Source organism: Parabacteroides sp. D25, assembly GCF_000307475.1.
Lineage (GTDB): Bacteria > Bacteroidota > Bacteroidia > Bacteroidales > Tannerellaceae > Parabacteroides > Parabacteroides distasonis.
Genome location: NZ_JH976502.1, coordinates 568,861 through 592,212 on the forward strand (window position 1 = coordinate 568,861; position 23,352 = coordinate 592,212).

22 protein-coding genes are annotated in these 23,352 nt (G+C 51.1%); 16 read left to right on the top strand and 6 right to left on the bottom strand.

The genetic code is table 11. The features are described from left to right. Window positions 1-33: 33 nt before the first annotated feature. The 3 genes from HMPREF0999_RS09325 to HMPREF0999_RS09335 form a co-directional block, all read right to left on the bottom strand. On the bottom strand, window positions 34-876 hold the full coding sequence (locus HMPREF0999_RS09325) for a PepSY-like domain-containing protein (RefSeq protein WP_009275787.1): 843 nt from the start codon (window positions 874-876) through the stop codon (window positions 34-36). 132 nt (window positions 877-1,008) lie between these two features. Further along, window positions 1,009-2,175, bottom strand: a complete 1,167-nt coding sequence (locus tag HMPREF0999_RS09330) for a hypothetical protein (protein WP_005854648.1) — start codon at window positions 2,173-2,175, stop codon at window positions 1,009-1,011. After that, the gene (locus HMPREF0999_RS09335; protein WP_005854650.1) at window positions 2,172-2,900 is read right to left on the bottom strand and encodes a hypothetical protein; all 729 of its coding nucleotides are present in this window, start codon (window positions 2,898-2,900) and stop codon (window positions 2,172-2,174) included. Before HMPREF0999_RS09335 ends, HMPREF0999_RS09330 begins: the two co-directional genes overlap by 4 nt. A 280-nt stretch (window positions 2,901-3,180) precedes the next feature. Between HMPREF0999_RS09335 and HMPREF0999_RS09340 the strand changes: the two genes are divergently transcribed. The 8 genes from HMPREF0999_RS09340 (at window position 3,181) to HMPREF0999_RS09375 (ending at window position 11,297) form a co-directional block, all read left to right on the top strand. Next, a complete protein-coding gene (locus HMPREF0999_RS09340; protein ID WP_009275788.1) occupies window positions 3,181-4,425 on the top strand; it encodes an efflux RND transporter periplasmic adaptor subunit in 1,245 nt (414 codons plus the stop codon). An 11-nt stretch (window positions 4,426-4,436) separates the two neighbouring features. Continuing rightward, a complete protein-coding gene (locus HMPREF0999_RS09345; RefSeq protein ID WP_009275789.1) occupies window positions 4,437-5,708 on the top strand; it encodes an ABC transporter permease in 1,272 nt (423 codons plus the stop codon). Window positions 5,709-5,763: 55 nt separating this feature from the next. After that, window positions 5,764-7,032 (top strand): ABC transporter permease, encoded by a 1,269-nt coding sequence (locus tag HMPREF0999_RS09350; RefSeq protein WP_009275790.1) that lies wholly within the window; start codon window positions 5,764-5,766, stop codon window positions 7,030-7,032. A 50-nt stretch (window positions 7,033-7,082) separates the two neighbouring features. Further along, window positions 7,083-7,364, top strand: a complete 282-nt coding sequence (locus HMPREF0999_RS09355; RefSeq protein WP_009275791.1) for a hypothetical protein — start codon at window positions 7,083-7,085, stop codon at window positions 7,362-7,364. Beyond that, on the top strand, window positions 7,354-7,704 hold the full coding sequence (locus tag HMPREF0999_RS09360) for a hypothetical protein (RefSeq protein ID WP_005854661.1): 351 nt from the start codon (window positions 7,354-7,356) through the stop codon (window positions 7,702-7,704). Before HMPREF0999_RS09355 ends, HMPREF0999_RS09360 begins: the two co-directional genes overlap by 11 nt. A gap of 198 nt (window positions 7,705-7,902) precedes the next feature. Then, window positions 7,903-9,165 (top strand): ABC transporter permease, encoded by a 1,263-nt coding sequence (locus HMPREF0999_RS09365; protein ID WP_009275792.1) that lies wholly within the window; start codon window positions 7,903-7,905, stop codon window positions 9,163-9,165. Window positions 9,166-9,169: 4 nt separating this feature from the next. Further along, the gene (locus HMPREF0999_RS09370; RefSeq protein WP_009275793.1) at window positions 9,170-10,441 is read left to right on the top strand and encodes an ABC transporter permease; all 1,272 of its coding nucleotides are present in this window, start codon (window positions 9,170-9,172) and stop codon (window positions 10,439-10,441) included. A gap of 190 nt (window positions 10,442-10,631) precedes the next feature. Then, window positions 10,632-11,297: an ABC transporter ATP-binding protein gene (locus HMPREF0999_RS09375; protein ID WP_005854666.1), complete on the top strand. Its 666-nt coding sequence runs from the start codon at window positions 10,632-10,634 to the stop codon at window positions 11,295-11,297. A gap of 147 nt (window positions 11,298-11,444) precedes the next feature. On the opposite strand, the gene HMPREF0999_RS09380 is transcribed toward HMPREF0999_RS09375, so the two are convergent. Next, a complete protein-coding gene (locus HMPREF0999_RS09380) occupies window positions 11,445-12,230 on the bottom strand; it encodes a DNA-binding domain-containing protein (protein ID WP_009275794.1) in 786 nt (261 codons plus the stop codon). A gap of 64 nt (window positions 12,231-12,294) precedes the next feature. Between HMPREF0999_RS09380 and HMPREF0999_RS09385 the strand changes: the two genes are divergently transcribed. From HMPREF0999_RS09385 to HMPREF0999_RS09410, 6 genes are all read left to right on the top strand, one after another. Further along, window positions 12,295-13,587: an ABC transporter permease gene (locus HMPREF0999_RS09385; protein ID WP_010183782.1), complete on the top strand. Its 1,293-nt coding sequence runs from the start codon at window positions 12,295-12,297 to the stop codon at window positions 13,585-13,587. Window positions 13,588-13,602: 15 nt separating this feature from the next. After that, complete coding sequence (locus HMPREF0999_RS09390) at window positions 13,603-14,862, top strand: ABC transporter permease (protein ID WP_008780156.1); 1,260 nt, start codon at window positions 13,603-13,605, stop codon at window positions 14,860-14,862. A 69-nt stretch (window positions 14,863-14,931) separates the two neighbouring features. Continuing rightward, window positions 14,932-16,251: an ABC transporter permease gene (locus HMPREF0999_RS09395; RefSeq protein WP_010183778.1), complete on the top strand. Its 1,320-nt coding sequence runs from the start codon at window positions 14,932-14,934 to the stop codon at window positions 16,249-16,251. 17 nt (window positions 16,252-16,268) lie between these two features. Beyond that, window positions 16,269-17,567 carry an ABC transporter permease gene (locus tag HMPREF0999_RS09400; protein ID WP_010183776.1) on the top strand — a complete coding sequence of 433 codons (1,299 nt, stop codon included), beginning with the start codon at window positions 16,269-16,271 and terminating at the stop codon, window positions 17,565-17,567. Window positions 17,568-17,642: 75 nt separating this feature from the next. Beyond that, window positions 17,643-18,932: an ABC transporter permease gene (locus tag HMPREF0999_RS09405; protein WP_009275797.1), complete on the top strand. Its 1,290-nt coding sequence runs from the start codon at window positions 17,643-17,645 to the stop codon at window positions 18,930-18,932. Window positions 18,933-18,975: 43 nt separating this feature from the next. Continuing rightward, a complete protein-coding gene (locus HMPREF0999_RS09410) occupies window positions 18,976-20,238 on the top strand; it encodes an ABC transporter permease (RefSeq protein ID WP_009275798.1) in 1,263 nt (420 codons plus the stop codon). Between the two features lie 97 nt (window positions 20,239-20,335). Here the strand turns inward: HMPREF0999_RS09410 and HMPREF0999_RS09415 are convergent, their stop codons facing one another. Together HMPREF0999_RS09415 and HMPREF0999_RS09420 are read right to left on the bottom strand one after the other, a co-directional pair. Beyond that, window positions 20,336-20,893 carry a phosphatase PAP2 family protein gene (locus HMPREF0999_RS09415; RefSeq protein ID WP_009275799.1) on the bottom strand — a complete coding sequence of 186 codons (558 nt, stop codon included), beginning with the start codon at window positions 20,891-20,893 and terminating at the stop codon, window positions 20,336-20,338. Window positions 20,894-20,897: 4 nt separating this feature from the next. After that, on the bottom strand, window positions 20,898-21,275 hold the full coding sequence (locus HMPREF0999_RS09420) for a diacylglycerol kinase family protein (protein WP_005854690.1): 378 nt from the start codon (window positions 21,273-21,275) through the stop codon (window positions 20,898-20,900). Window positions 21,276-21,493: 218 nt separating this feature from the next. On the opposite strand from HMPREF0999_RS09420, the gene HMPREF0999_RS09425 reads away from it, so the two are divergent. Both HMPREF0999_RS09425 and HMPREF0999_RS09430 read left to right on the top strand, forming a co-directional pair. Beyond that, window positions 21,494-22,534, top strand: a complete 1,041-nt coding sequence (locus tag HMPREF0999_RS09425; RefSeq protein ID WP_009018186.1) for a sensor histidine kinase — start codon at window positions 21,494-21,496, stop codon at window positions 22,532-22,534. A 1-nt stretch (window position 22,535) separates the two neighbouring features. Then, complete coding sequence (locus HMPREF0999_RS09430) at window positions 22,536-23,240, top strand: LytR/AlgR family response regulator transcription factor (protein ID WP_009018187.1); 705 nt, start codon at window positions 22,536-22,538, stop codon at window positions 23,238-23,240. Window positions 23,241-23,352 lie beyond the last annotated feature (112 nt).

A 23,352-nucleotide genomic window follows, 5' to 3' on the forward strand; every position in this document is an offset into this window, starting at 1 on the left:
GGTTTGTTATCAGTTGGATGTTGTTTCCGCTCTTTATTTAGGCTTCACGATATTCCCGAATACATCAAAGGTAATCGTCTCGTCCTGCCCGTTATGTGAAACCTTGAATAGGTAGAAGGTGCCATTGGCATTCAATAACGTATATATGGACTGTACCTTGTCGCTAGCGTAAGCGGAGGATTCGAAGCCTTGCATCACGATCTGCGGAACCTCTTGCTCGGACATGGCCCATGTGGTACTTTGCCACCTGTAATCCTTATTCAATTGCGCCACTTTATAAATCTGGTTATCGATCATATCCAGCTCGTAACCTAGGCTGTTCTGTTGGATATCCAGCAACTCGGCGTTGGCGAAAGTGATCTCCATCAGGTTGCTGACCTCTTTCGGGATAACGATCGGTGCGTCATTATTGATCTCATCGTCCACGACTTTGATCAGGTTTCCATACTGTGAATAATACAGGTCTACTTCGCTATTGGACTGCTCCGCCTCGATTTTGTAAACGATTCCCATATTCAGGCGATTGATGGCATACGTATCATCCACGGTCCAATTTGAGTAAAAGCCTTGTTTAAAGGCGGTGGATACCGCTGCCGGTAATTGGGCGAAAGAGATGTCTATCTTCTCCATCATCCATACGCCTTGATCCGTGAACCAAGCGGTTGTCTCGGAACCTTCATTATTGAAATCTACCACATAATAGTTACCTTCGATCTCAAAAACAGGGTTCTTGGCATCGGGATATTTCTCTTGAAAAGCGTTCTCTACCGGTGGAAGAGGGATAATACCTTGATGATCATCATCATTTTTGCTACAGCCAGAGAAAAAGAGAGTCAGACCGGCTATACAGGTGAATAGAATTAGTCTTGTGTTCATACATTTTGCGTTTATAAGTTTTGGGCATAGAACAACAGGTCTATCGGAAAAGTTTTGAGCGAAATCGATTTAAGTATATTGAATCAAGAACAAGGATATTGTTTCGACGAGATCCTTGTTCTTGTATAATTGCTACGGATTTACGTTCAAATAATAGGTTGCTGTGCCTATTAAAGAACTTCCATTATACATTGCGCAGGTGATGCGAAGAGATCCACCGTAATGTTGGGAGTTTAGATAGACACTAACATCTAATCGATTACCGGAAGGATAAGTGTACCATCTATCGCATTCTCCATAGAATTCAGCGTTCCAGCTATACGAGGTCGGAGTTCCTGTCTTTGTGTAAGCATATAAAGTCGTCGTGGCATTACCCCCTGGCGCATTGATAGAGGAACTGCCGCTACTATAATCCTCTTGACTCTTCCCTATATAAACAGTCGGCATATCATTTTTTTTCATATATTTTAAGCTTGATGCATCAAAGGGACAATGAGCTTTGGGATGCCTCATAAGAGCGTATTCCCCCCATTTGGAGATGAATATATTGGGCGTAGATGTCGTTACGGCAGAGTGATTATCACTAAGATAGGATACTTTGGTTGCGGCACCTGTTGTTGATATATAACTACCATCTAACCAATATACGTTTGTGGGATTAATAGTCCATCCCATCCAAACTGCTGATCCGCCTTCAGTCATATACCAAGCATAGGCATGACAATTGTAAGTGGTTGTTGAACTACTTATTAGAGTTGCTTGTGAATAGGTTGTTGTACAATATTGGTCATGGCTCGCTTTTTGTGAGGCTGATAATTCCTCACTTCTGTAGTAAGTGTCATTAACGAGTGTCCCGTTAGGAGTGTAAACAGTAGCGGCTGCTCCTTGAGCTTTTGTCTCAACATTGAGATTCGGCTCCCAAATCATGTTTAAATTCTCCATAGTGATCCATTCATTGGGGAATTTTTCGATTCGTTCTCCGGAAAGCAAGAATAGTAATTGCCCGCAAGAAGCACAAGAATTCACCCCATCCAAAACGAGAATGTGTTCTTTTCCATCTCCTTGAATAGTAAAGACCCAAGGGTATGGATAGTCTGTTCCCTTGACATGGGAGTGAGCGACAGAATCTACTACATTCACCAACCATTTAGGATATGTTATCTTTCCGTCTTTAATGACAATTTCTGAACTGGATGTCAAGATTTCTTTATCACCTCCTTGCATATTATCCATTTCATTGTCACATGCGTTCAGCGTGAATGCCAGCATGATTATTAAATAGTATAATACTTTTTTCATGATCTCAATTTATTAAAGGTTACAATGTATTGTTTTAATAACTCTTCGATTACATTACTGCCCGTTAGCTTTTCATCGATGGTGAATTGTTTAAATTTGGGCGTAATGGTCTTGTTGTCTATCCGTTCTAGACTTCGACCTAGGAGATAGACTACGGTTTTTAGACCATATTGTCCATAAATATCCGGGTTGTTTTGTTTGTAAAGGAGTCTCTTTACGGCTTCGGAGGAGATCTCTTGCTGTAAAAGATTATTTGTATTAGATAATATCGTCTCATTAGACAGAAGAGCCTCGATTACCATTTGCCGACTAATTTCATTACCTATTTCTATGGAAGTCAACACTCCTGCTTTCAGTAATTCTTGTTTTTTCATCTTCTCAAATAGCAAAGAAGCATTGTCTTTCCTTTTGAATAACTCTTGTAACCCGTTAAAACGTGCGGAAACCTTGCTAATGCCTTCCTGTATTCCATTGTAAGCGAATATGTCGCCTAATAATGGGTAAGCAAGGCAAAGTTCTATAAGCTCTTCTGTTGATACCGTTTTTAATATCTCTGCCGGAATTTGGCAGGCTTTCAGCATATCCTCATGTGTGGATAATGCTTGCCAAGCCTCCGTTCCTGGTTTTATGGGGTAATCCCAACTTTTTATTGATTGTGCGTTCATATCTATCGATATAAACACGAGGAGGAAAATGCTCCAAACGAAAGTTACTGTTTTTTTCATCTCTCTTTAGAATTTAGGGTAAATAATATAAGATTGGTATTCCTTGATTATGGATTTTCCCAAAAATAGTCCTTTTTGTAAAGATAATCAAGTATTTATATGTTAATTATGATTGAATATCTGTAGATTCTCATTGCTGATGTCTTTGTTTTCGTACAAAAGCGGACACAGTGTTCGATATCGGACATCTCTTTTGTTTTATTTCTTCAATAAATCAATTACTTACGTTTTTGGCACGGGGTTTGCTCTTTGGAGGGTGGAAAATAAAAACAAACGAAATATGGACAGAGAGATATCAAAAGAGGTTCGGCAGAAGGAGCAGCGTAAACAGTTTATAAAGCTGGGGGCGGGGATCGGTATTGCCGTTGTCTTGATTGGCGGGGTGATCGGTTTTATGCAAACCAGCCTGCAACGGAAGGACTTGGTTTTTTCAACGGTAGATAAAGGAGTGATCGAGGTTTCCGTTAGCGCATCCGGCAAGGTGGTACCTGCTTTCGAGGAAATCATCAACTCACCGATCAACTCCCGTATCGTCGAGATTTATAAAAAGGGAGGCGATTCCGTGGATGTAGGTACTCCGATCTTGAAACTGGACTTGCTAAGCGCCGAGACGGATTATAAGAAACAATTGGATGAGGAGCAAATGAAACGCCTCCAATTGGATCAACTCCGTATCCAAAACCGCAATAAGCTTTCCGAGATGGAGATGCAATTGAAAGTCTCTCGCATGGAACTGAACCGAAAGGAAGTGGAGTTGCGCAACGAGCGTTATCTGGATAGCCTAGGCGCCGGAACGACCGATAAGGTCCGTCAAGTGGAACTGGACTATAACGTTAGCGTCTTGAAACTGAAAGAGGATGAGCAAAAATATGAGAACGAGAAATCCTTGACGGATGCCGATTATAAAGTGAAAGAACTCGACCTGAACATCTTCCGAAAGAGTCTAGCCGAGACGAAGCGTACCTTGGAAGACGCCCAGATACGCTCTCCCCGCAAGGCGATCCTGACCTACGTGAACAACGAGGTAGGTGCCCAAGTCTCTCAAGGCAGTCGTGTCGCTATCGTCTCCGACTTGTCCCATTTCAAGATAGAGGGGGAGATCGCCGATACCTATGGCGACCGGATCGCCGCCGGTAGCAAGGCCGTCGTAAAGATCGGCAACGATAAACTGGATGGGGTGGTTAGCGATGTTACCCCCTTATCGAAGAACGGCGTGATCTCCTTCACGGTACAGTTGGAGGAGGATAACCATCGCCGCTTGCGCTCCGGTTTGAAGACCGATGTATACGTGATGAATGCGATCAAGGACGATGTGCTGCGTATTTCCAACGCCTCGTTCTACGTCGGGAAAGGAGAGTATGAGTTGTTTGTTGTCAACGGAGACCAATTGATCAAGCGGAAGGTACAGCTGGGAGACAGCAACTTTGAGTATGTAGAAGTAGTAGGTGGCTTGGAACCGGGTGACGAGGTGGTCGTTTCCGATATGACAAGTTTCAAGGAAAAGAATAAACTGAAATTGAAATAACGATTCGAATTATGTATAAGCAGTACATCAAACAAGCGGTTCAAATGCTGCGTGAAAATACGCTCGTAAGCATAATCTCTATTTCGGGAACGGCCCTTGCGATCGCCATGGTGTTGGTGATGGTATTGGTGTTCCAGATTAAATCCACGGGATATGCCCCTGAGTCCAATCGGTCTAGGTTTATGTATGTCTGGGGTACGGAAGTCGGTTCGAAATCCCCCGGAGGATCGGATCGTAATCGTGGAGGCATGTCCAGCGAGGTCGTGAAGGAATGTTTCTATACCTTGCGGAAACCAGAGGCCGTATCCGGCTATTGTAGTGATAGCCATTCCTTGTCATTGCCCAATAGACGGCTCTTCAAGGAGTATGAGATTTGTTATACGGACGCGGGCCATTGGAAAATATTCGACCATCCTTTCGTGGAAGGAGGCCCCTTTAGCGAGGCTGATTTTCAATCCGGTATACCGAAGATGGTGCTGTCGGAACAGGTGGCGACCGATTTGTTCGGAACAGGACAGGCCGTCGGGCGGCAGGTTGTGATGGATTTTATCACTTTCACCGTCTGCGGGGTGGTGCGTGACGTACCTTCTTCATTGATGAGCTCCTACGCTCAGGTATGGATACCCTATAGCAGCAATGAGGCCCTGACCCGTGTAAATGGGGAGTATGGGGAGAATATGGCCGGTTATTTCAGCGTGGCCTTATTGGCTCGTTCCTCTTCCGACTTCGATGCCATACGCTCGGAACTAGACCAACAGGTCCGTCGCTACAATGACAGCAAGACCGATTATAACGTAGGTTTCCCTTCCGGGCTACTTTCCCAGTTGGATACGGCCATGGGAAGCGGCGCTTTTCAAAAGGTGGACTGGTCTACCTTCTTGGCCGGATCGGGCACTTTCCTTTTCTTCTTGCTCTTGGTCCCGGCGCTGAACTTAACGGGCGTGATCCAATCGTCCGTCCAGAAGCGGAAAGAAGAGATCGGTTTGCGTAAGGCTTTCGGGGCTACGGGACAGAATCTTTTGATGCAGATCTTATCGGAGAACTTTGTGCTGACCTTGATCGGCGGCGTGATCGGCATTGGCCTCTCGATGGTCTTGTTGGTGGTAGGGAAGCCTTTCATGTTGAGCGAGAACGTGAGCCTTACGGCGCCTATGCTTATTAAACCGGGCTTATTTATCTCCGCCCTTATCTTTACGTTCTTGCTGAATATATTAAGCGCCGGGATACCGGCATGGCGTACGACAAGGCAACCGATCGTAGAAGCGTTAAAGGGGAACGAGTGAATCCAATGAATGATGAACAATGAGTTGTCAATTGTCAACTATCAACTATCAAATTATGATTAAGCATATATTTAAAATAATATGGGCCCAGCGCAAGAGCAACGGCTGGATACTGGGCGAGTTGGTTATCGTGATGTGCGCCCTTTGGTTTATGATGGATAAGTTATGGGTGGATGTGCGCTGCTATAACGCCCCGATGGGATATGATATCTCGAATACGTGGCGTTTCAAGCTTTCCACGCTCTCGTCGAACGCCCCGGGTTATGTGCCCGACTCACTTTACGACTCGAACGCAACACAGGATTTGTTGAAGCTTATGGAACGTATCCGCCAAGAGCAGGAGGTCGAGGAGGTATGTGTTACGTATTGGTCCATGCCTTATTCAAACGGAAGTTCGTGGGGGACGCTTCTTCCCTTGGGCGCTGATACCTCGAAGGCGGTAGGACAGAACTACCACAAGCTGAAAGTATCCCCTTCTTATTTCGATGTATTCCGTATGAAGGATAAGGAGGGCCGTGCCATCACCCCGCTGGTGGAGAACGCTTACCGCCCGCTCGTCATAACGGCGGAGGCGGAGGATTTCTTCTTCGGGGGGCAGTCCGCCATAGGCCGGCAGATCTCGGAGAATGACGACCTTTCCGAGCCTTTCACGATCGCCGCTGTCCTTCCTACCTTCCGTAGCAATGACTTCGACCGCCCGGAGAACTGCGCTTTCACGATATTGAAAGGTGAGTCATTGCAGGAGTTCGTGAAGAATTTCGGCGTAAGGAGCGCTGAACTATCGGTACGTACGAAATGCCCGATGACCGAGGATGAGATGTACGCTTTCTTGGAGAAAACAGCGGATCGGATGACGGTAAATAACACCTTCGTCCACGGTGTCACCCTCCTTGCCGACCAGCGTGATGACCAACTCCGGTTTACCAAGAACGAGAACAGCAAGAAACTCTCCATGATGGCCTTCCTGCTCGTGAACGTATTCTTCGGTATCGTAGGCACGTTCTGGTTGCGTACCGAGCGGCGGCGTAGCGAGATCGGTCTCCGCATGGCGATCGGTTCCAGCCGGGGCAGGCTGGGCGAGTACATGTATCTGGAAGGTCTGGGCCTCTTGGCGATCACTGTGCCGATCCTACTGGTCTTCGTCTTCAATATGGCCTTTTTGGATAAGCTGGATTCCTACCGCGAGCCCCTCTCCATCCTCCGCTTTCTAGTAACCCTCAGCGTCTCCTACCTCCTGATGGCCGGCATGATCTGCATGGGAATCTGGTTCCCTGTCCGCAAGGCGGTAAAGATGGCTCCGGCGGAGGCGTTGCATTACGAATAAATTGTCTATCTTTGCGTCTGTCAATTCATTAATGAGAAAGGAGCAAGCGTATGACAGCTATAGAATTAAAAATGTCGTTACTGCAAGAGGTGATGTCCTTGGAGGATGAGAAGTTGATCAAGAAGGCCCTCAACAGCGTCCGCCGTATGAAGATGGCTGCTTTCGGTAAGGCCACCCCGGTAGAGAAGTCGGCAGACGATTACGTGGAGCCTACCAAGGAGGAGATCTTGGCGGGGCTAAGGAACGCCCTGCAAGACGTGAAGGATTTGCGTGAGGGCAAGGATGTGGGGCATAAGTTTAGAGACTTAAGTGAGTTACTCAATGAGGTATAGGATAAAAACCCATCAAGACTTCGATAAAGAGTTCAAACGTCTCTGTAAGAAGTATAGCTCATTGAAGGCTGATTTATCGGCTTTGGGTAAGTCTTTGAGCGAGAACCCTGATCAAGGGACGAGCTTAGGCAAAGGCGTTCGCAAGGTACGCATGGCCATCGCCTCCAAAGGAAAAGGAAAGAGCCATGGGGCGAGAGTGATTACTTACACGGAGGCCATTGTCTGCGCAGATAATGAGGGTACGGTTATTCTCCTCACGATCTACGATAAGGCCGACCGTGACTCCATTTCGGCAGCCGAGATCGATGAACTGCTGAGATCCTTACGTTGGGAATTATAAAATCTGAAACTGTCCATAATCGCTGTCCGATAACGAATCAAGTGTTCGTTATCGGACAGCTTTTTTTACGGGGTGATGTTAGGAATCAAGTGGTTACGTTTTTGGCACGTTATTTGCCTCCGTAGGGGCACAAAGTCGGATGATAACAAACAATCACTGTTTTAGTCGGGTAATAGATAATTTATAATACAAAGGTTTATGATAAAGCAATACATTAAACAAGCGTTGAGGATGATCGGGGAGAACAAGCTGTTGAGCGTGATCTCGATACTCGGTACCGCCTTGGCCATTTGCATGATCATGGTGATCGTCATCCTGTATGTCGTGAATACGGCGAGTTTCAAGCCGGAGGTAAACCGTGGCCGCACCTGCTACATAACGACCGTCATGAGCAATGGCAAGGATGATAACCGGCGCATCTCCTACTCGTCGTTGGGACTGCCCTTGGTGAAGGAATGCTGCTATCCGCTGAAAGGGGCGGAGGCCGTTACCGCCATCAACATGGATCGCTATAGGCCGTTGACCGCCTCGTCCATGGACGGGCTTAAGAATCGGACGAGTTACATCTCTTATACGGATACCGCCTTCTGGAAGATCTTCCAGTTCGATTTCCAGCAAGGAGGCCCCTTCAGCCCGGCGGCTTTCACGAGCGGTATCCGCGACGCCGTGATCAGCGAGAGCGTGGCCTTGGCCCTTTTCGGCACGGACCAAGTCGTGGGGCGGGAGATGAAGCTCGATTTCATCGTCTACAATATCTGCGGGGTCGTGAAGGACGTATCCCGGTTCGCCTCGAAAGCGTGGGCGGAGGTCTGGATCCCTTACACGGTGCGGGACGACGGGGGATACCAAGAGGGCATCAACGGCTCGTATAGCTGTTGCGTCCTGCTGAGACCGGGCGTCACGAGGGAGGAGTTGAGGACCGAGGCGCTGCGGAAGGTCGAGGAGTTCAACGCCAAGACCCGGGACGTCAAGGCCGATATCCTTCACCAGCCCTCCTCCCAGATCGAGGAATGGATCGGCGGCGGTAGCGAGTTCGGGGCGAACCTCTTCTACCTCTACGTTCGTTACGGTATCATCCTTTTCATCCTCCTGCTGGTTCCGGCCTTGAACCTATCGGGCATCACCCAGTCGAGGATGCGCCGCCGGATGGCCGAGCTTGGCGTACGCCGGGCTTTCGGGGCCACGCAAGGCACCATCCTCTGGCAAGTGCTGTCCGAGAACATGGTCTTGACCCTGCTCGGCGGACTGCTGGGATTGGCGATGTCGTACGGCGCCATGTTGTTGCTGAGGGACTGGTTGCTGGTCACCTCGCTGGGGAAGACGGGGCTTTCCACCGGGATGTTTAACGGGGCGGTCTTTATCGCCGCCTTCCTGTTCTGCCTCGTGCTGAACCTGTTTTCCGCCGGCCTCCCGGCTTGGCGAATGTCAAGATTGAATATTACGGACTCTATAAATGGTTGACGCTATGTATAAGATGATTCTAAAACAACTCTGGAACGAGCGCAAGGGGAACTTGTTTATCTGGTTGGAAATGCTCGTGGTCTCTATCTTCCTGTGGTACGCGGCGGACGCCTTGTTCGTGATGTACAGACTCTACTCGCAGCCCTTGGGCTTTAACATCGAGCATACGTATCATGTGAGTTTCGGCGTGATCCCGGAGGAAAGCCCCGATTATGACACGACCTCCGTGCATAGTGAGCGGGGAGGCGGGGATTACCTGACCTTGATGGACCGCATCCGCCGGAACCCCTCCGTGGAATCAATCTGTTTCACCACCGGCGTGCATTTCCATTACCGGGGATCGAATCAATACGCCACGTTCCGGAAGGACTCGTTGATCCGTAATGGCTTCGTGCGCTTCGTCTCGCCCACCTATTTCGAGGTGTTCGGCGTGAAGACGGCAGAAGGCGGTTCCCCCTCGGAGTTGGTGGACGCCCTGCGCGACAACCAAGTGGTGGTGACGGGCCGTGTAGCCGATGACTTCTTCGGCGATCCGTCGGCGGCCGTGCGCCAAGAGATCTATATCACCGACCAAGGCTCTCGTGATAGCGTGGCCTACCGTATCGGTGGTGTCTGCGAGAAACAACGTTACTGCGAGTTCACCGGTTATGATTACGCCTACTATAAGCTGGTGGACGAGAACAAGGTGGCCGAGGAGGGCGATTGGGTCGGAGAGGGCCTGAACACCTTCATCCGGGTGAAGCCCGGCGCGGACGGCGCCGCTTTCGCCACCAACTTCCGGAAGGAGATGGAGCAGCAATTGCGCGTGGGCAATATCTATCTGAAGGATGTTTTCCCGATGTCCCATTACCGGGACCAGTTCCTTGAGCGTTGGTTGGATCAAGTCCGCCTTTACGTGGCGGGCATCGCCTTCTTCCTGCTGAATGTCCTGCTCGGCGTGGTGGGAACCTTCTGGTATCGTACGCAACAAAGGAGCGCCGAGATCGGCCTCCGCATGGCGATGGGAGCCACCCGCAAGGGCATATTCTGGCAATTGGTGAAGGAGGGCTTGGCTCTACTCACCATCGCTTTCATCCCCTCTACCGTCATCTTCGCCAACCTGCTGCATATGGAGGTGACGCAAGGCTCGGAGATACCGCCCGACATGGCCTCACGCCTGTTGTTCGGTTTCGTCTTCTCGTATGCGGTGATGGCTGCGATGATTGTCGTGGGAATCAGTTTTCCGTCTTACCGGGCCATGCGGATGCATCCGGCGGACGCCTTGCGGCAGGAATGATCAGACACGGACATCTGTGTTCGGGAATGAACCGACTGTTCGATAATGGACAGTGCTTTTTCAGGAAGATGCCATGGAATCAATGAGATACGTTTCTGGCACGTAATTTGCTTTTAGGTGGCAAAGCCTAGCGATAGCAAGAGTTTAACAATAACAAGAGTCAAACAATAACAATTAAAATATTACAGTCATGATCAAACTAACGAATTTACAGAAGATTTACCGTACGAAAGAGATAGAGACAGTCGCGTTGGAAAACGTGAACCTAGAGGTGCAGCAAGGCGAGTTCCTCAGCATTATGGGGCCTTCCGGATGCGGGAAGTCCACCTTATTGAACATCATGGGCCTGCTGGACCTTCCTACCTCCGGCACGGTCGAGATCAACGGAGTAAACACGGTAGGCATGAGCGACAAGGAGTTGGCCGCTTTCCGTAACAAGCAGTTGGGTTTCGTCTTCCAGAGCTTCCACTTGATCAATTCCCTGAACGTGCTGGACAACGTGGAGCTGCCACTTCTCTACCGCAAGGTATCCTCCTCGGAGCGCCGCAAGCTGGCCGAGGCCGTGCTAGAGAAGGTCGGCCTGAGCCACCGTATGCGCCATTTTCCGACGCAGCTCTCCGGCGGTCAATGCCAGCGTGTGGCCATCGCCCGTGCGATCGTAGGTAACCCCGACATCATCCTCGCCGATGAGCCGACCGGTAACTTGGACTCCAAGATGGGTATCGAGGTCATGGACCTGCTCCACCAACTCAACAAGGAGGACGGCCGCACCATCGTAATGGTAACCCACAACGAGGCGCAAGCCAAGCAAACCAGCCGCACCGTGCGCTTCTTCGACGGAAGGCAGGTGCAGTAAGGGGCGGATCTAGGACACTACTGCTCGCATCACTCATGATAGCCATCATGTGTTACTCATGAAAGCTATCATGAATCGTTCATGAAAGTTATCATGTGTCGCTCATGAAAGCTGTCATGTGTGATACGAGCAGAGAAGGCTCGGGAGCTATCTCACTAGGAAGGTGAGTGTTCCATAGCGGGGTTGCTTGTATGGACGCGAGTTGGGTGTGTATTGCGTCACCACCTCCGCCACCCACTCGCCGTCGGTGAAAGCGAAGCCGGGCGTGAAGCAAAGTCGTTTGCCGGTATTGATAAGCACCTCGGAGGGCGGGTAGAAGTGTTCTTCCGAGCCGTCGGGGCGGTGCAGGTAGAGACCCACGCGGGGATCGTCACCCATCAGTTTCAGCCGGTCGCCATAGATGGAGATGAAGTGGTGCTCACCTGCCGGAAGCTGGTTGTAAGGCTCGTCGCTGTCGGGCGTGCGAGGCTGGATGCGGAGGCTGACGTAAGCGGGACGGGGCTGGGAGTTGTAGTCCAGTTGATAGGTCTCGTTCACGGCACGCAGGTTTGCCACCCGTTGTTTCAGCTCCGGCGAGGGGCGAAGACGGGGGGCGAGTGTATGGCGTTCGGGATCGAACTTCTCGTACAGGCTCTCGAAGGAGCCGTTGAGGGTGATCTCCGTCCGTCCGAAACCGAAATCAACGTTGAAGCCCTCCTCGATGGCGTCGTAGATCTCCCGCTTGAGGAGATTGAAGGTGGTGATGAGCGTCTCCTTGCGATACTCGCTCCGTTTGTCTACGACACGGGCGGCGATGTCATCGATGCTGAGCGTACGTTGCCATACGACGCTTCCCTTGTAGCTCGCGTTACCGGGCAGGTGGCTCTTGCTGACACGGAGGCTCAGCTTGCGAAACGGCTTGGGCAGCTCCGACTTAGGTATTTCTTTATCCATGATCTCGTGGTTTAATGAATGATTAAGTGGCAAAGATAAGAAAGATAACGTGAATCGAATGAGTATGTACAAGATCTACATAAAGCAAGCATGGGCCTTGATCCGGCAGGAGCGCTTCTTCAGCTCGGTCTACATCGTAGGCACGGGGCTGGCCATCTCTATGGTAATGGCGCTGGCGGTGGCCTACCATATACGTACGGCGAATATCGCCCCCGAGGTGCATCGGGACCGGATGTGCTACCTCTCGAACGTGACATACAAGTTGAATGGCACGAAGAGCAATTACAAGGCGGCTTGCGGCCCTCGCCTCGTCAAGGAGGTGATCGGTAATCTCCGCGTCCCGGAGGACGTGGCGGTGACCACCAACTCCTTCATGATGCCTTTCTCTTATGGTGACGCTTTCATGCGACTGCCCGGTGGAGACGAGTCTCCCAAGGTGAGGTTGAAAGGCTGCGACGACGGCTTCTGGCGTGTCTACCGCTTCGATTTCGTGGAGGGGGGGCCCTTCACCGAGGCCGAGTTCCTCTCCGGCATGCCCCGTGCGGTGCTGTGCCGCTCGTTGGCCGGCCGGCTGTTTGGGCACGAGGCGGCGGCGGGGCAGACGATCTTGCTGAACGGCTTGGAGTATACCGTGAGCGGTGTTGTGGACGACGTCTCCGGCATAACCGCCGATGTCTACGCCGAGGCGTGGGTCACTTATTCCTCCCTCTCCGTCGCCATGGACCATGCCTTGGGCGAGCGTGACGGGGCCGTCGGCCTGCTGGAGGCAAATATCCTGCTTGCCGACGCGTCCGACCTGCCGGCTCTCTCGGAGGAACTGCGGCGGGAGGTGAGGCGCTATAATAGCGGGCTGTCCGAAGGGCAGGTGGTATGCGAGGAGCCCTTGAGCTATGCCGACAATCTCCTTTCCGGATTGTTCGGCCCCGAGACCTACATCGTGCTTGGGATGGCGCTCCTCCTTTTCTTGTTGGTACCGGCGCTGAACCTTTCCGGGATGAACGCGTCGAGAATACAAGAGCGTGTCGGCGAGCTGGGTATCCGCAAGGCGTTCGGGGCGACGAAGGCTACGCTGATGGGGCAGGTCTTCGTGGAGAATATGGTGCTGATGCTGCCCGGGGGCGTGGCGGGGCTGCTCTTCTCCTACGTGCTGGTGTTCATCTTCCGTAACGCCCTCCTCGTGCCTGGGTTCAATCTTCTGGGGACGAGCGGGGATGTCTTCCTCTCGCCGGGGATGCTGCTCAATATGTCGGTCTTCGCGTACGCCTTCGGGGTTTGCGTCGCATTGAACCTGCTTTCCTCGATGCTGCCCGCTTGGAGGATCGTGAGGGGGAATATAACGGATGCGTTGAATGGATAAATAGGAGATACGGTTATGATAATACATATATTGAAACTGATAAGGTCCCGCATGGGGGGCAGCGGATGGATACTGGCCGAGTTGCTGGTGGTGTTTGTGGTGATCTGGTTCATGACCAGCTACTTCTTGATGATGGGTAAGTCGTGGTATGAGCCGGTGGGCTACGACCTCGAGGGCGTCTACCATGCGGTATTGGCCGTCCGTCCCTCCAACAGTCCCTCGTTCGTTACCTACGAGGAGGGCGGCGATGAGGCTGCGCGTGACGTGGAGCGTATCGTGGAACGCCTCCGGGGGCATGCCGACGTGGAGGCCGTGGCGCTCTCCGTCTCCTCCTTGCCCTATACCCTTTCTTGGTCGGGAAGCCGGGTGACGAGGGATTCCGTCAGCGTAAGCGTACGGCTGATGACCGTCTCGCCGGACTACTTCCGTGTGTTTGGCATCCGTCCCGCCTCGGGCGAAAGCCCGGAGAGGCTGGGCGAGGCCCTGTCCGGGACAAGGGAAGGCAGGGATCGGGTGATATCGGCGGAGTTGGCGAGGCGGCTATATGGCACGACCGACGCTATCGGGGCCGATATCTACCTGCATGGTGATACCCTTCCCGGACACGTGGTGGCGGTGACAGGGCCGGTCCGCAATGACGAGTTCGACCGCCGGAAGCAATGTATCCTCTTCTCCTTGCTCGACCTGCGGGAGCTTAACGATCTTACACAGGTGCAGATAACCTTCCGCCTTCGCCCTTCCGTGGCTACGGCCGGTTACGCCGATCGGTTCCTGAAAGCGATGAAGCGTCAATTGATGGTGGGCAACTTCTGGGTGTCGGAGGTGCGAGCCTACCCCGACGTGCGATCCTCTTATCTGGAGAACTCGATCGAGAGTAACGCCCAGCGGATCGTCTCCGCTCTGGGCCTGTTCCTGCTCACGAACGTGTTCCTCGCGGTGATCGGCACGTTCTGGTTTCACGTGAGCCGCCGCCGTGCGGAGCTGGGCTTGCGTATGGCGATGGGTTCCACGCGTGCCTCCATCTTGGGCTTGGTGATGGGGGAGGGCTTGATGTTGCTGACGATCGCCACCGTCCCGGCCCTGTTGATTTGCGTGAATCTGGCTTGGATTGACTTGATGCCGCCCGGCTTGGTAGAATCCAAAGTAGGCTGCTTCCTGATCAACTCCCTGCTGACTTGGCTGATCTTGGCGCTCATCATCAGCCTTGCCACTTGGTATCCGGCCCGCAAAGCCTCCAGCTTGGAACCCGCCGATGCCCTGCGCTATGACGGATAACAGATAACACCCGGTTGTAGAGACGGGGCGTGCCCCGTCTCTCACCGACTGATAGAATATTTAAATGGAATGAATATGTATAAGATCTACTTAAAACAAGCATGGGCCCTGATCCGGCAAGAACGGCTGTTCAGCTCGGTCTATATCGTGGGGACGGGATTGGCGATCTCGCTGGTGATGGTGCTGTCCATCGTGTTTTACGTGAAAATGGCCTCTATTTATCCGGAGATGGACCGGGACCGGTTGCTGACCGTGAAGAGCGCTGCGCTGAAGAATGAGAAAGGGGGCACGAGCAGTGGCCCGGTATCGCCCCGCTTCGTGGAAGAGTGCCTTGCGGGGGTGCCCGGCTTGGAGGCGTTGGCGCTATGTTGCGATGACGCCGCCTCCGCTTTCGTGCAGCCGGTGGGCAGTCCCGTGCAGATACCGGTCATGAAGATGGGGGTAAACGATGGGTTCTGGAAAGTGTTCTCCTTCCGTTTCCTGGAGGGCAAGCCTTTCACCGAGGCCGATTTCCGGTCGGGGATGCCCGTGGCGGTAATCGCCCGCTCACTGGCCAAGAGGCTTTATGGAGAAGGTAGTGCCGTGGGGCAGACCTTGAGCCTCGACTTTACCTCATTTCGTGTGGTGGGCGTGGTGGATGACGTATCTTACCTGATGGATCGGGTTTTCTCGCAGGTCTGGTACCCATATACCCAAGTGCCCGACTTCGAGGAGCGGGTCCGATACTCGGAGGTGCGTATGCCCGGGCTAGGCCCCTTGAAGGTCTATATGCTCGTGAAGGACAAGGCCGATATCGGCAAGGTGCGGGAGGCGGTGGCGGATAACGTGCGTCGCTTCAACCAATCGTTGAACGTGGATGGTAAACGTGAGTTCTCCCTTCTTGGGCAGCCGGATCGCCATTGGGAGAGTATCTTCCGGTATTGGTCGAACGTGGAGCCGGATATCGTGGGAGACTTGAGCCGTTATGGGGTGATTTTCCTGCTCCTGCTGCTCGTCCCCGCCGTCAGCCTCTCGGGCATGGCCGATTCCCGTATGGAGCGGCGTCTGGGCGAGCTGGGCGTGCGGCGTGCTTTCGGGGCTCCCAAGGGGGCGTTGATCGGGCAGGTCTTGATGGAGAACTTCCTGTATACGCTGCTGGGCGGCTTGGTGGGACTCCTGTTCTCCTTCCTGTTGGTGACGTTCGCCAGTTCGTGGGTCTTCAAGATCGGCAACGGCTTCTCGGATGCCGCCCCGGATGGTGTGGACGTATCGCTCTCCATGGGGATGCTGTTCAACCCGTGGGTCTTCTTGATCGCCTTGTGCGTATGTTCCCTGTTAAACCTGATGTCGGCGTTGTGGCCCGCTTGGCGTGCGTCAAGGCGACCTATCGTTGATTCGTTGAACGCTTAAATGGAGGGAAGAAAGATATGTGGAAAATAACTTGGATACAATTGATGAACCGCTGGCGTAGCAACGTGTGGGTGTGTGTGGAGTTGCTGCTCGCCTTTTGCCTAGCGTGGTACATGGTGGATTACTTCTTCGTGGAGATCTATAACCGTAGCCTCCCCTCCGGACGTGGCTATGCGAATGTCTGGCAGGTAGAAATGGGCCTCTTGCCGGAAACCTCCCCCGACTATCGAGCCGCCGAGAGCGACTCGATCGCCATGCTGGGAAATTATGAGCGGATAAAAGACCGCTTGCGTGATTATCCGGGAGTGCAGGCGATGGGCGCGGCCTCGGGCTGTTACTCCACGCCTTATACGGGCTGTTATTACGGTATCGGTTTGGCGAACGCGGCCGATACGAGTAAGCGGGAAGCGGTCATGAGGTATGAGATAGATCCTACCACGGATTTCCTGTCGGTCTTCAACCATTCGTACGCCAAAGACGGCCGTCCGGTATCTACATCCGATTTTGATTGGGGAGACCCCCGCGCTATAGTAACCACCCGGATGGTGGAGCGAAAGGTATTTGGAGAGGCATCCGCCGTTGGGCGTGAGGTGAAAGACCCTTTCGACGAGGAGGGCCCGACTTATATCGTAAAGGGCGTATTAGAGGATATCAAGCGTTTTGACAATAGCCTACCCCAAGGTGCCGCCTTCTTGGCGATCCGTCCCTCGGCGGAGGAGATCCCCGAGATGAATTATTTCATACGGATCGATCCTGCCGTGGCAGGCCCTCGTTTCGCCGATACGTTCCGGGAGAAGATGAGCCGTGAGCTTCGGGTGGGGAACTTCTACCTGAAACGCCTGACCTCCTATGAACGGATCAAGGCCGATACCGATTATTCCTTTGGCATTACCTACGATTACCGGGTCCGTATGGCGTTGATGGCCTTCTTGGGACTGAATATCCTGCTTTGCGTGATGGGTACGTTCTGGTACCGGGTGCGGATGCGCCGGGGAGAGATCGGGTTGCGCATGGCGATCGGTTCGCCCCGTGAAGAGATACGTAGCCAGATGGCTCGTGAGGGCATATGCCTGTTACTCATGGCTACCCCGCTCGCTTTGTTGATAGAGGCTCAATTCGTGATGGTCGGCTTCTTGGACATCCCCAAAGGGACCTTGCCGGAGCATTACTGGCCGGCGATCCTGCCGCTCCGTTTCTTGCTGGTGAATATCTTGACATGGATACTGCTGGCTATCGTCATCCTGCTTGCCGTCTGGCTCCCCGCCAGCAAGGCCGCCGAGATGGAGCCGGCCGAGGCGCTGCGGTATGACGGATAACAGATAATACCCGGTTGTAGAGACGGGGCGTGCCCCGTCTCCCACCGACTGATAGTATAATTAAATTGAATAAATATGTACAAGATCTATTTGAAACAAGCCTGGGCCTTATTGAAAGAGAACAAGCTCCTTTCCGGAGTCTCTATCTTCGGTACGGCCTTGGCGATTTGCATGATCATGGTGATCGTGATCGTATGGCAGATGCGTACCGCCAATTACTCACCGGAAGACAATCGGGACCGGATGATGTACGTCAGTGATACCCGTGCCTCCTACAAAGAGAACGAATCTTATAACGACTGCTACCTTCTCGCTTCCCGGGTGGTGAAAGATTGTTTCTATCCCTTGCGCTCTGCCGAGAAGGTAGGCATGGCGTATCATGGCGTGCAACGCTTGGCGGCAGTGGCGGATCATACGGTGGAGTTCAAGTGCGACGTGACCTTTACGGACGCGGCGTTCTGGAATATCTTCAACTTTCGTTTCCTCTCTGGTAAGCCTTATGGCGAGGAAGAAGTACAAAGTGGCATCATGGATGCTGTGGTAAGCGAGTCCGTGGCACGTCGGCTCTATGGCACGACCGAGGTCGTAGGCCGTACCGTCGAGATCAGCTACGTGCCCTATACCATCCGTGCCGTCGTGCGGGATGTCTCCCTGCTGGCCGAGTCTGCCTATGGCGATGTCTGGTTGCCTTATACCACCGACAATTCCCTGTATGATAATGGTTCCGACCGTCTCGTCGGGGGCTTCCGTTGTTATATCCTCGCAAGTTCGTCCGCCGACTTTGATGCGATCCACTCCGAGGCTGAGGCGAATATCGCTCGCCTTAACGAATCACAAAGCACGCACCTACTGAAAATTGGAGGAGGACCTGATACCCATTTGGGCGATTTGGCTCGCGAGGATGCTTTCTCTGAGCCGAATGTACGGGAACTGGTCATGAAATATGTTATCATCGTTCTTGTCCTTTTGCTGATCCCTGCCATCAACATGAGCGGTATCACGCAAAGCCGGATGCGTAAACGTATGGCGGAGATCGGGGTGAGGAAGGCGTTCGGGGCGACACGCTCGGAATTACTGACGCAGGTACTCTACGAGAATCTGTTGCAGACCTTGCTGGGAGGTGTGTTAGGTCTGTTTTTCTCATACGCCTCCGTATTGCTCTTGTCCGATTGGTTGCTAGATACGGGCACGGCATCGATGGGTATCGGTCGCACCTTCGTCAATGCGGAGATGATGTTCAATCCATTGATCTTCCTTTACGCGTTCCTTGCTTGTCTTGCGTTGAACCTGCTGAGCGCCGGCATCCCGGCTTGGCGAGCCTCAAGGATGCGTATCATCTCGGCTCTCAACGAGAATGTTCATTAATCTCCTGCGTTGGATGATAGCTATACTAAAATAATAGAAAGATATGATACAACATTTATTACAATTGATCTGGAACCAGCGCAAGCAAAACGCTTGGTTGTGGGCTGAGTTATTGCTGGTCTCGGTCTTCCTTTGGTTCCTTGTGGACTACCTGTATGTGATGGGGCGCACGTATACGGCTCCTCTGGGCTTCGATATCCGGCATACGTACAGCATCGTGATCAGTAGCCTTTCGGAAAGAAGCCCGGATTATATCCCGAAGGAGAAGCGGGAGCGGCCGGATGGTGTTCATCTGCTGACGGCGTTGGATCGCATCCGCACCTATCCCGGCGTGGAATCGGCCTGCCTTACGGATGGGGGGATGCCTTATTATATGGGAAGCCGTAACCTCGTTTGGCGGATTGATACATTGCAGGTGCCCTGCCGCTATGCTTTCGTCACCCCGGAGTTCTTCGACGTGTTCCGTATCTATGATAAGGACGGCAAGACGGCTTCCTTGAAACGGGCCATCGAGGATAACAACTCCATCGTAATCTCCGCCGACGTGGAGACGATGAATCCCGGCCTTTCCCTACTCGGGCAAAAGGCGTACCGGGGGAATGTGACCGACGAGATCGAGGAGACGATCCGTGGTATCAGCGTCCCCATCCGCCGTCATGAGTACACCAAGGCGGAACCCAACGTCTATAGGGCCCTGCGGCTAAGCCGGATGGAGGAAGGATACTATGAGGGGATGATAGATGCCGTGCGACTCTGCGTACGTGTCCGTCCGGATGTCGATAATGCTGATTTCCCCGCACGCTTCCGCAAGGATATGGCCGAACAGCTTCGGCTAGGCAACCTCTATCTGCTAGACGTACAGCCCTTGTCATATATTCGCGACGGTTATATCCGTTCGATCGGCGTAGAGAACGAGGTGAAAACCCGTGTGGCGGTAGCCTGCTTCCTATTGGCGAATATATTCCTCGGCATCATCGGCACCTTCTGGTTCCGTACGGAATATCGCAAAGGCGAGATGGGGCTAAGGATGGCCTTAGGCTCTACCCGCCGTCAGTTGAACTCGATCATGGTGGGAGAGGGTGTTTTGCTGCTGGTCTTGGCGTTCATCCCGTCCTTAGTCATCAGCTTCAACATCGCCCATATGGATTTGATAGATACCTATCAGCTTCCGTTCACGTGGCTGCGCCTCGCGATTTGCGGAGGGATTACGTTTGTCTTGATCGTCCTCATGATCATCTGTGGCGTATGGTATCCTGCCCGCTCGACAGCCCGCTTGGAGCCAGCGGAGGCGTTGCATTATGAATAAGAGTTAACTTACATATTTCACACATACACACAATTGAAAGCCCGGTCTTGTAGTGATACACGGCCGGGTTGCTTATTTCCTATAAAATTGTTTTCTGCTAAAAGGTCATGGAGGCATAGATCCCATAATGCCCGTCTCCCGCTACCGGGCTGATAGACAGGTTATGTTTCTTCGCGAACGGGCGGGTAAAGATATAGGCGCTACCGGCACCGATAACGGCTCCCGCCGCCACGTCCCACCAATCATGCTTCTTCCCATAGACCCGGCTCCAACCCACGTAGGTCGACACTGCATAAGCCGGAATACCCCATTTCCATCCATAACGCCTTTGGATAAAAGCGGCTCCCGCGAAGGATACGGAGGTATGCATGGATGGGAACGAATGATTATCGCTGAAGTCGGGCCGCTCTTTCTTCACTAGGTATTTCAGCGCATAGGTTACGCCCAATGTCGTAACCCCGGTGAATACGCCTTGTTTCAGCCCTTGCCAATCTTGGGTTGCCAATACGGTCGCTAGACTCGCCACCGGAGTGATAAACACCAATACGTCTCCCGAGGTCCGTATGGCTTTCCGGCTACCGGTCACCTTCAATTCTTGTCCGTTAACGGACAGGCACAGCATGAGCATTGTAATTGCGAAAAGGATATGTCTCATAGATTTAAAATATAGTTGCTATTTTAGGTATAAAAATGATAAACCCGACGATCGCTGCCGCTATCGCCATCAATAATACAGCTCCCGCCGCCAAGTCTTTCGTTCGCTTGATAGCCTCATTATACTCAGGGGAGACCAAATCTGCTAGGGCCTCGATGGATGAATTGACCGCCTCGGCAGCTAATACCGCTCCGATCACGATCGTTACTGCGATCCATTCCATGCGGGAAAGTCCGAATACCACCCCGGCTATAAGTACACAAACTGCCGCGAAACAATGGATCCAAGCGTTATGCTCCTTCGTGATCAATAGCTTGATTCCGTTGAAAGCGAATTTAAAGCTTCTGGCTCTCTTTCGAAATGTGAAACCGTCATTCTTCATTTTTATAGCATCTCTTATTGAGGAGGGCAAATATAGGTATTTTTTGCCTTTATCGCATATCCTGACGAACAAACAGGATATTCACCTTTCATATTCCGCAATTCGTTAAGATTACTTGTTGGTTTTTATCTGGAACGATAACTTCGTTGATTAAAAAAGTACCTGTGATATGAGCATAGATCAAAGTAAAAGAATAAATTTATGGCTTGAAATCAGATATGAAGATAAAATATAACTTTCTAAGTCCGTTGCTAATGGCGATATTGACGATCTGTTGCCTGTGGATTGTTACGGATGTCGCTTATGGTGTTCGCATGTGGGAACTGGGAGTGGATGCGTGGATCGGGCGTATCAAGGCCCTTGCTATTATATTGATCGGCGTTAGCTTATCTTATTTGTTTTTTAATTACTTGGCTAATACTTTTTTAGATAGGAATAAAGAGCGGAGGTCCCGCCCGGTATTCCGGGAATATCTATGGGTGGTCTTGTTTAATTTAGTCGTGCTCAATATCGGCTTATATATCGTGATCTATTCTATAAATGGAACGACCTATCGGTGGGGAGAGGCGTTAATGATCAATGCGGTAGCTGTGCCGATCTTTCTCCTATACTATTTCTTGATCCGTAATAATATATTAGCCAAACGCTATTCGGAGAAAATCGTTCAATTGGAGAAACTGAGAGTAGATCAGCTGGAAACGCAATTGAAGCTGCTGAAGATGCAATACCATCCCCATTTCCTGTTTAATGCCTTGAATACGATCTATTTCTTGATCGATGAGGAAAATGAGGAAGCGATTGAGGCTGTAGAGTTACTTTCGGACTTACTCCGTTATCAATTATATGATATAAATACGAAAGTGACGATCGAAGAGGAGATTGATTATTTGCGAACATATATTCAATTCCAGCGACTTCGTATGACGAAACGCTTACAGTTCGAGGAGTCCTTTGACCCGGAATTGACCGGACAAAAAATACACCCGTTGCTTTTCCAGCCATTATTGGAGAATGCGTTTAAATATATAGGCGGAGCGTATCGGATACAAGTATCTATGCGGAAAGAGGATTCAAAGGTATGCTTTGGAGTAAGCAATACTTTCAATCCGGATTTCTTGGAACAAAGAAAGGGGAAAGGCATTGGGATCGACAATCTGAGAAAACGGTTGGAGCTATTGTACCCGGATAAACATGAGTTACGTATAAAAAAAGACAATACCCGTTTTAGGGTTGAGTTATGTATTGATTTATCAGAATAATATGGAAATAAAGTGTATCATAACGGATGATGAGCCAATCGCCAGAAAAGGACTTCGGCGACACATCGGTAAAATTGATTTTCTGACCATCGTCGGAGAATGTGAGGACGCTATACAACTCAATAATATGCTGAATTCGGTTCAGGCGGATTTGCTTTTTCTGGATATAGAGATGCCGGATATGTCTGGACTGGACTTCTTGGAGAGTGCTCAGAACACACCGAAGGTAATTATCACCTCGGCATACGAGCGGTATGCGTTGAGAGGATATGAGTTTGACGTGGTGGACTATTTATTGAAACCGATCTCTTTTTCCCGTTTCCTGAAATCGGTCAATAAAGCACATGCGTTGATGGAATCTACATCGAAAAGCGAGGAGCCTGCTTATATCTTTGTCAAGACGGAGAAGCAACTTAAAAGGCTTTATTTAAAGGAGATTCAATTTATAGAGGGCATGGAGAACTATATTGTTATCCATACCCTCACTTCCAAAGAGATCGTTCATCTCCGGTTGAAGAGTATATTGGAAACGTTGCCGGCACAAATTTTTATGCAAGTGCACCGCTCTTTCATCGTGAATCTTTCTTATGTACAAGCGATAGAAGGAAATCTATTAATCATTGGGGAGCATAAAATTCCGGTGTCGCGCTCTTTACGGGAAGAGGTCTATAAATCGATCGTCAATAATCAACTCATTCAAAGATAAGTATCCAAAAACGAACACACTGTTCATTATCGAACACTTTAAATATTCCTATTTATCGGATTATCAATAGTATATGTTTTTGGCATGCCTTTTGCCTTAGGCAGGATAAAAA

Bases quoted from the DNA above. Each gene is read 5' to 3' on its own strand.
- HMPREF0999_RS09390 (WP_008780156.1), top strand. From the start codon at position 13,603: ATGATAATACATATATTGAAACTGATAAGGTCCCGCATGGGGGGCAGC.
- HMPREF0999_RS09430 (WP_009018187.1), top strand. From the start codon at position 22,536: ATGGAAATAAAGTGTATCATAACGGATGATGAGCCAATCGCCAGAAAA.
- HMPREF0999_RS09350 (WP_009275790.1), top strand. From the start codon at position 5,764: ATGATTAAGCATATATTTAAAATAATATGGGCCCAGCGCAAGAGCAAC.
- HMPREF0999_RS09400 (WP_010183776.1), top strand. From the start codon at position 16,269: ATGTGGAAAATAACTTGGATACAATTGATGAACCGCTGGCGTAGCAAC.
- HMPREF0999_RS09375 (WP_005854666.1), top strand. From the start codon at position 10,632: ATGATCAAACTAACGAATTTACAGAAGATTTACCGTACGAAAGAGATA.
- HMPREF0999_RS09365 (WP_009275792.1), top strand. From the start codon at position 7,903: ATGATAAAGCAATACATTAAACAAGCGTTGAGGATGATCGGGGAGAAC.
- HMPREF0999_RS09325 (WP_009275787.1), bottom strand. From the start codon at position 876: ATGAACACAAGACTAATTCTATTCACCTGTATAGCCGGTCTGACTCTC.
- HMPREF0999_RS09415 (WP_009275799.1), bottom strand. From the start codon at position 20,893: ATGAGACATATCCTTTTCGCAATTACAATGCTCATGCTGTGCCTGTCC.
- HMPREF0999_RS09395 (WP_010183778.1), top strand. From the start codon at position 14,932: ATGAATATGTATAAGATCTACTTAAAACAAGCATGGGCCCTGATCCGG.
- HMPREF0999_RS09330 (WP_005854648.1), bottom strand. From the start codon at position 2,175: ATGAAAAAAGTATTATACTATTTAATAATCATGCTGGCATTCACGCTG.
- HMPREF0999_RS09355 (WP_009275791.1), top strand. From the start codon at position 7,083: ATGACAGCTATAGAATTAAAAATGTCGTTACTGCAAGAGGTGATGTCC.
- HMPREF0999_RS09405 (WP_009275797.1), top strand. From the start codon at position 17,643: ATGTACAAGATCTATTTGAAACAAGCCTGGGCCTTATTGAAAGAGAAC.
- HMPREF0999_RS09420 (WP_005854690.1), bottom strand. From the start codon at position 21,275: ATGAAGAATGACGGTTTCACATTTCGAAAGAGAGCCAGAAGCTTTAAA.
- HMPREF0999_RS09380 (WP_009275794.1), bottom strand. From the start codon at position 12,230: ATGGATAAAGAAATACCTAAGTCGGAGCTGCCCAAGCCGTTTCGCAAG.
- HMPREF0999_RS09345 (WP_009275789.1), top strand. From the start codon at position 4,437: ATGTATAAGCAGTACATCAAACAAGCGGTTCAAATGCTGCGTGAAAAT.
- HMPREF0999_RS09385 (WP_010183782.1), top strand. From the start codon at position 12,295: ATGTACAAGATCTACATAAAGCAAGCATGGGCCTTGATCCGGCAGGAG.
- HMPREF0999_RS09425 (WP_009018186.1), top strand. From the start codon at position 21,494: ATGAAGATAAAATATAACTTTCTAAGTCCGTTGCTAATGGCGATATTG.
- HMPREF0999_RS09360 (WP_005854661.1), top strand. From the start codon at position 7,354: ATGAGGTATAGGATAAAAACCCATCAAGACTTCGATAAAGAGTTCAAA.
- HMPREF0999_RS09410 (WP_009275798.1), top strand. From the start codon at position 18,976: ATGATACAACATTTATTACAATTGATCTGGAACCAGCGCAAGCAAAAC.
- HMPREF0999_RS09370 (WP_009275793.1), top strand. From the start codon at position 9,170: ATGTATAAGATGATTCTAAAACAACTCTGGAACGAGCGCAAGGGGAAC.
- HMPREF0999_RS09335 (WP_005854650.1), bottom strand. From the start codon at position 2,900: ATGAAAAAAACAGTAACTTTCGTTTGGAGCATTTTCCTCCTCGTGTTT.
- HMPREF0999_RS09340 (WP_009275788.1), top strand. From the start codon at position 3,181: ATGGACAGAGAGATATCAAAAGAGGTTCGGCAGAAGGAGCAGCGTAAA.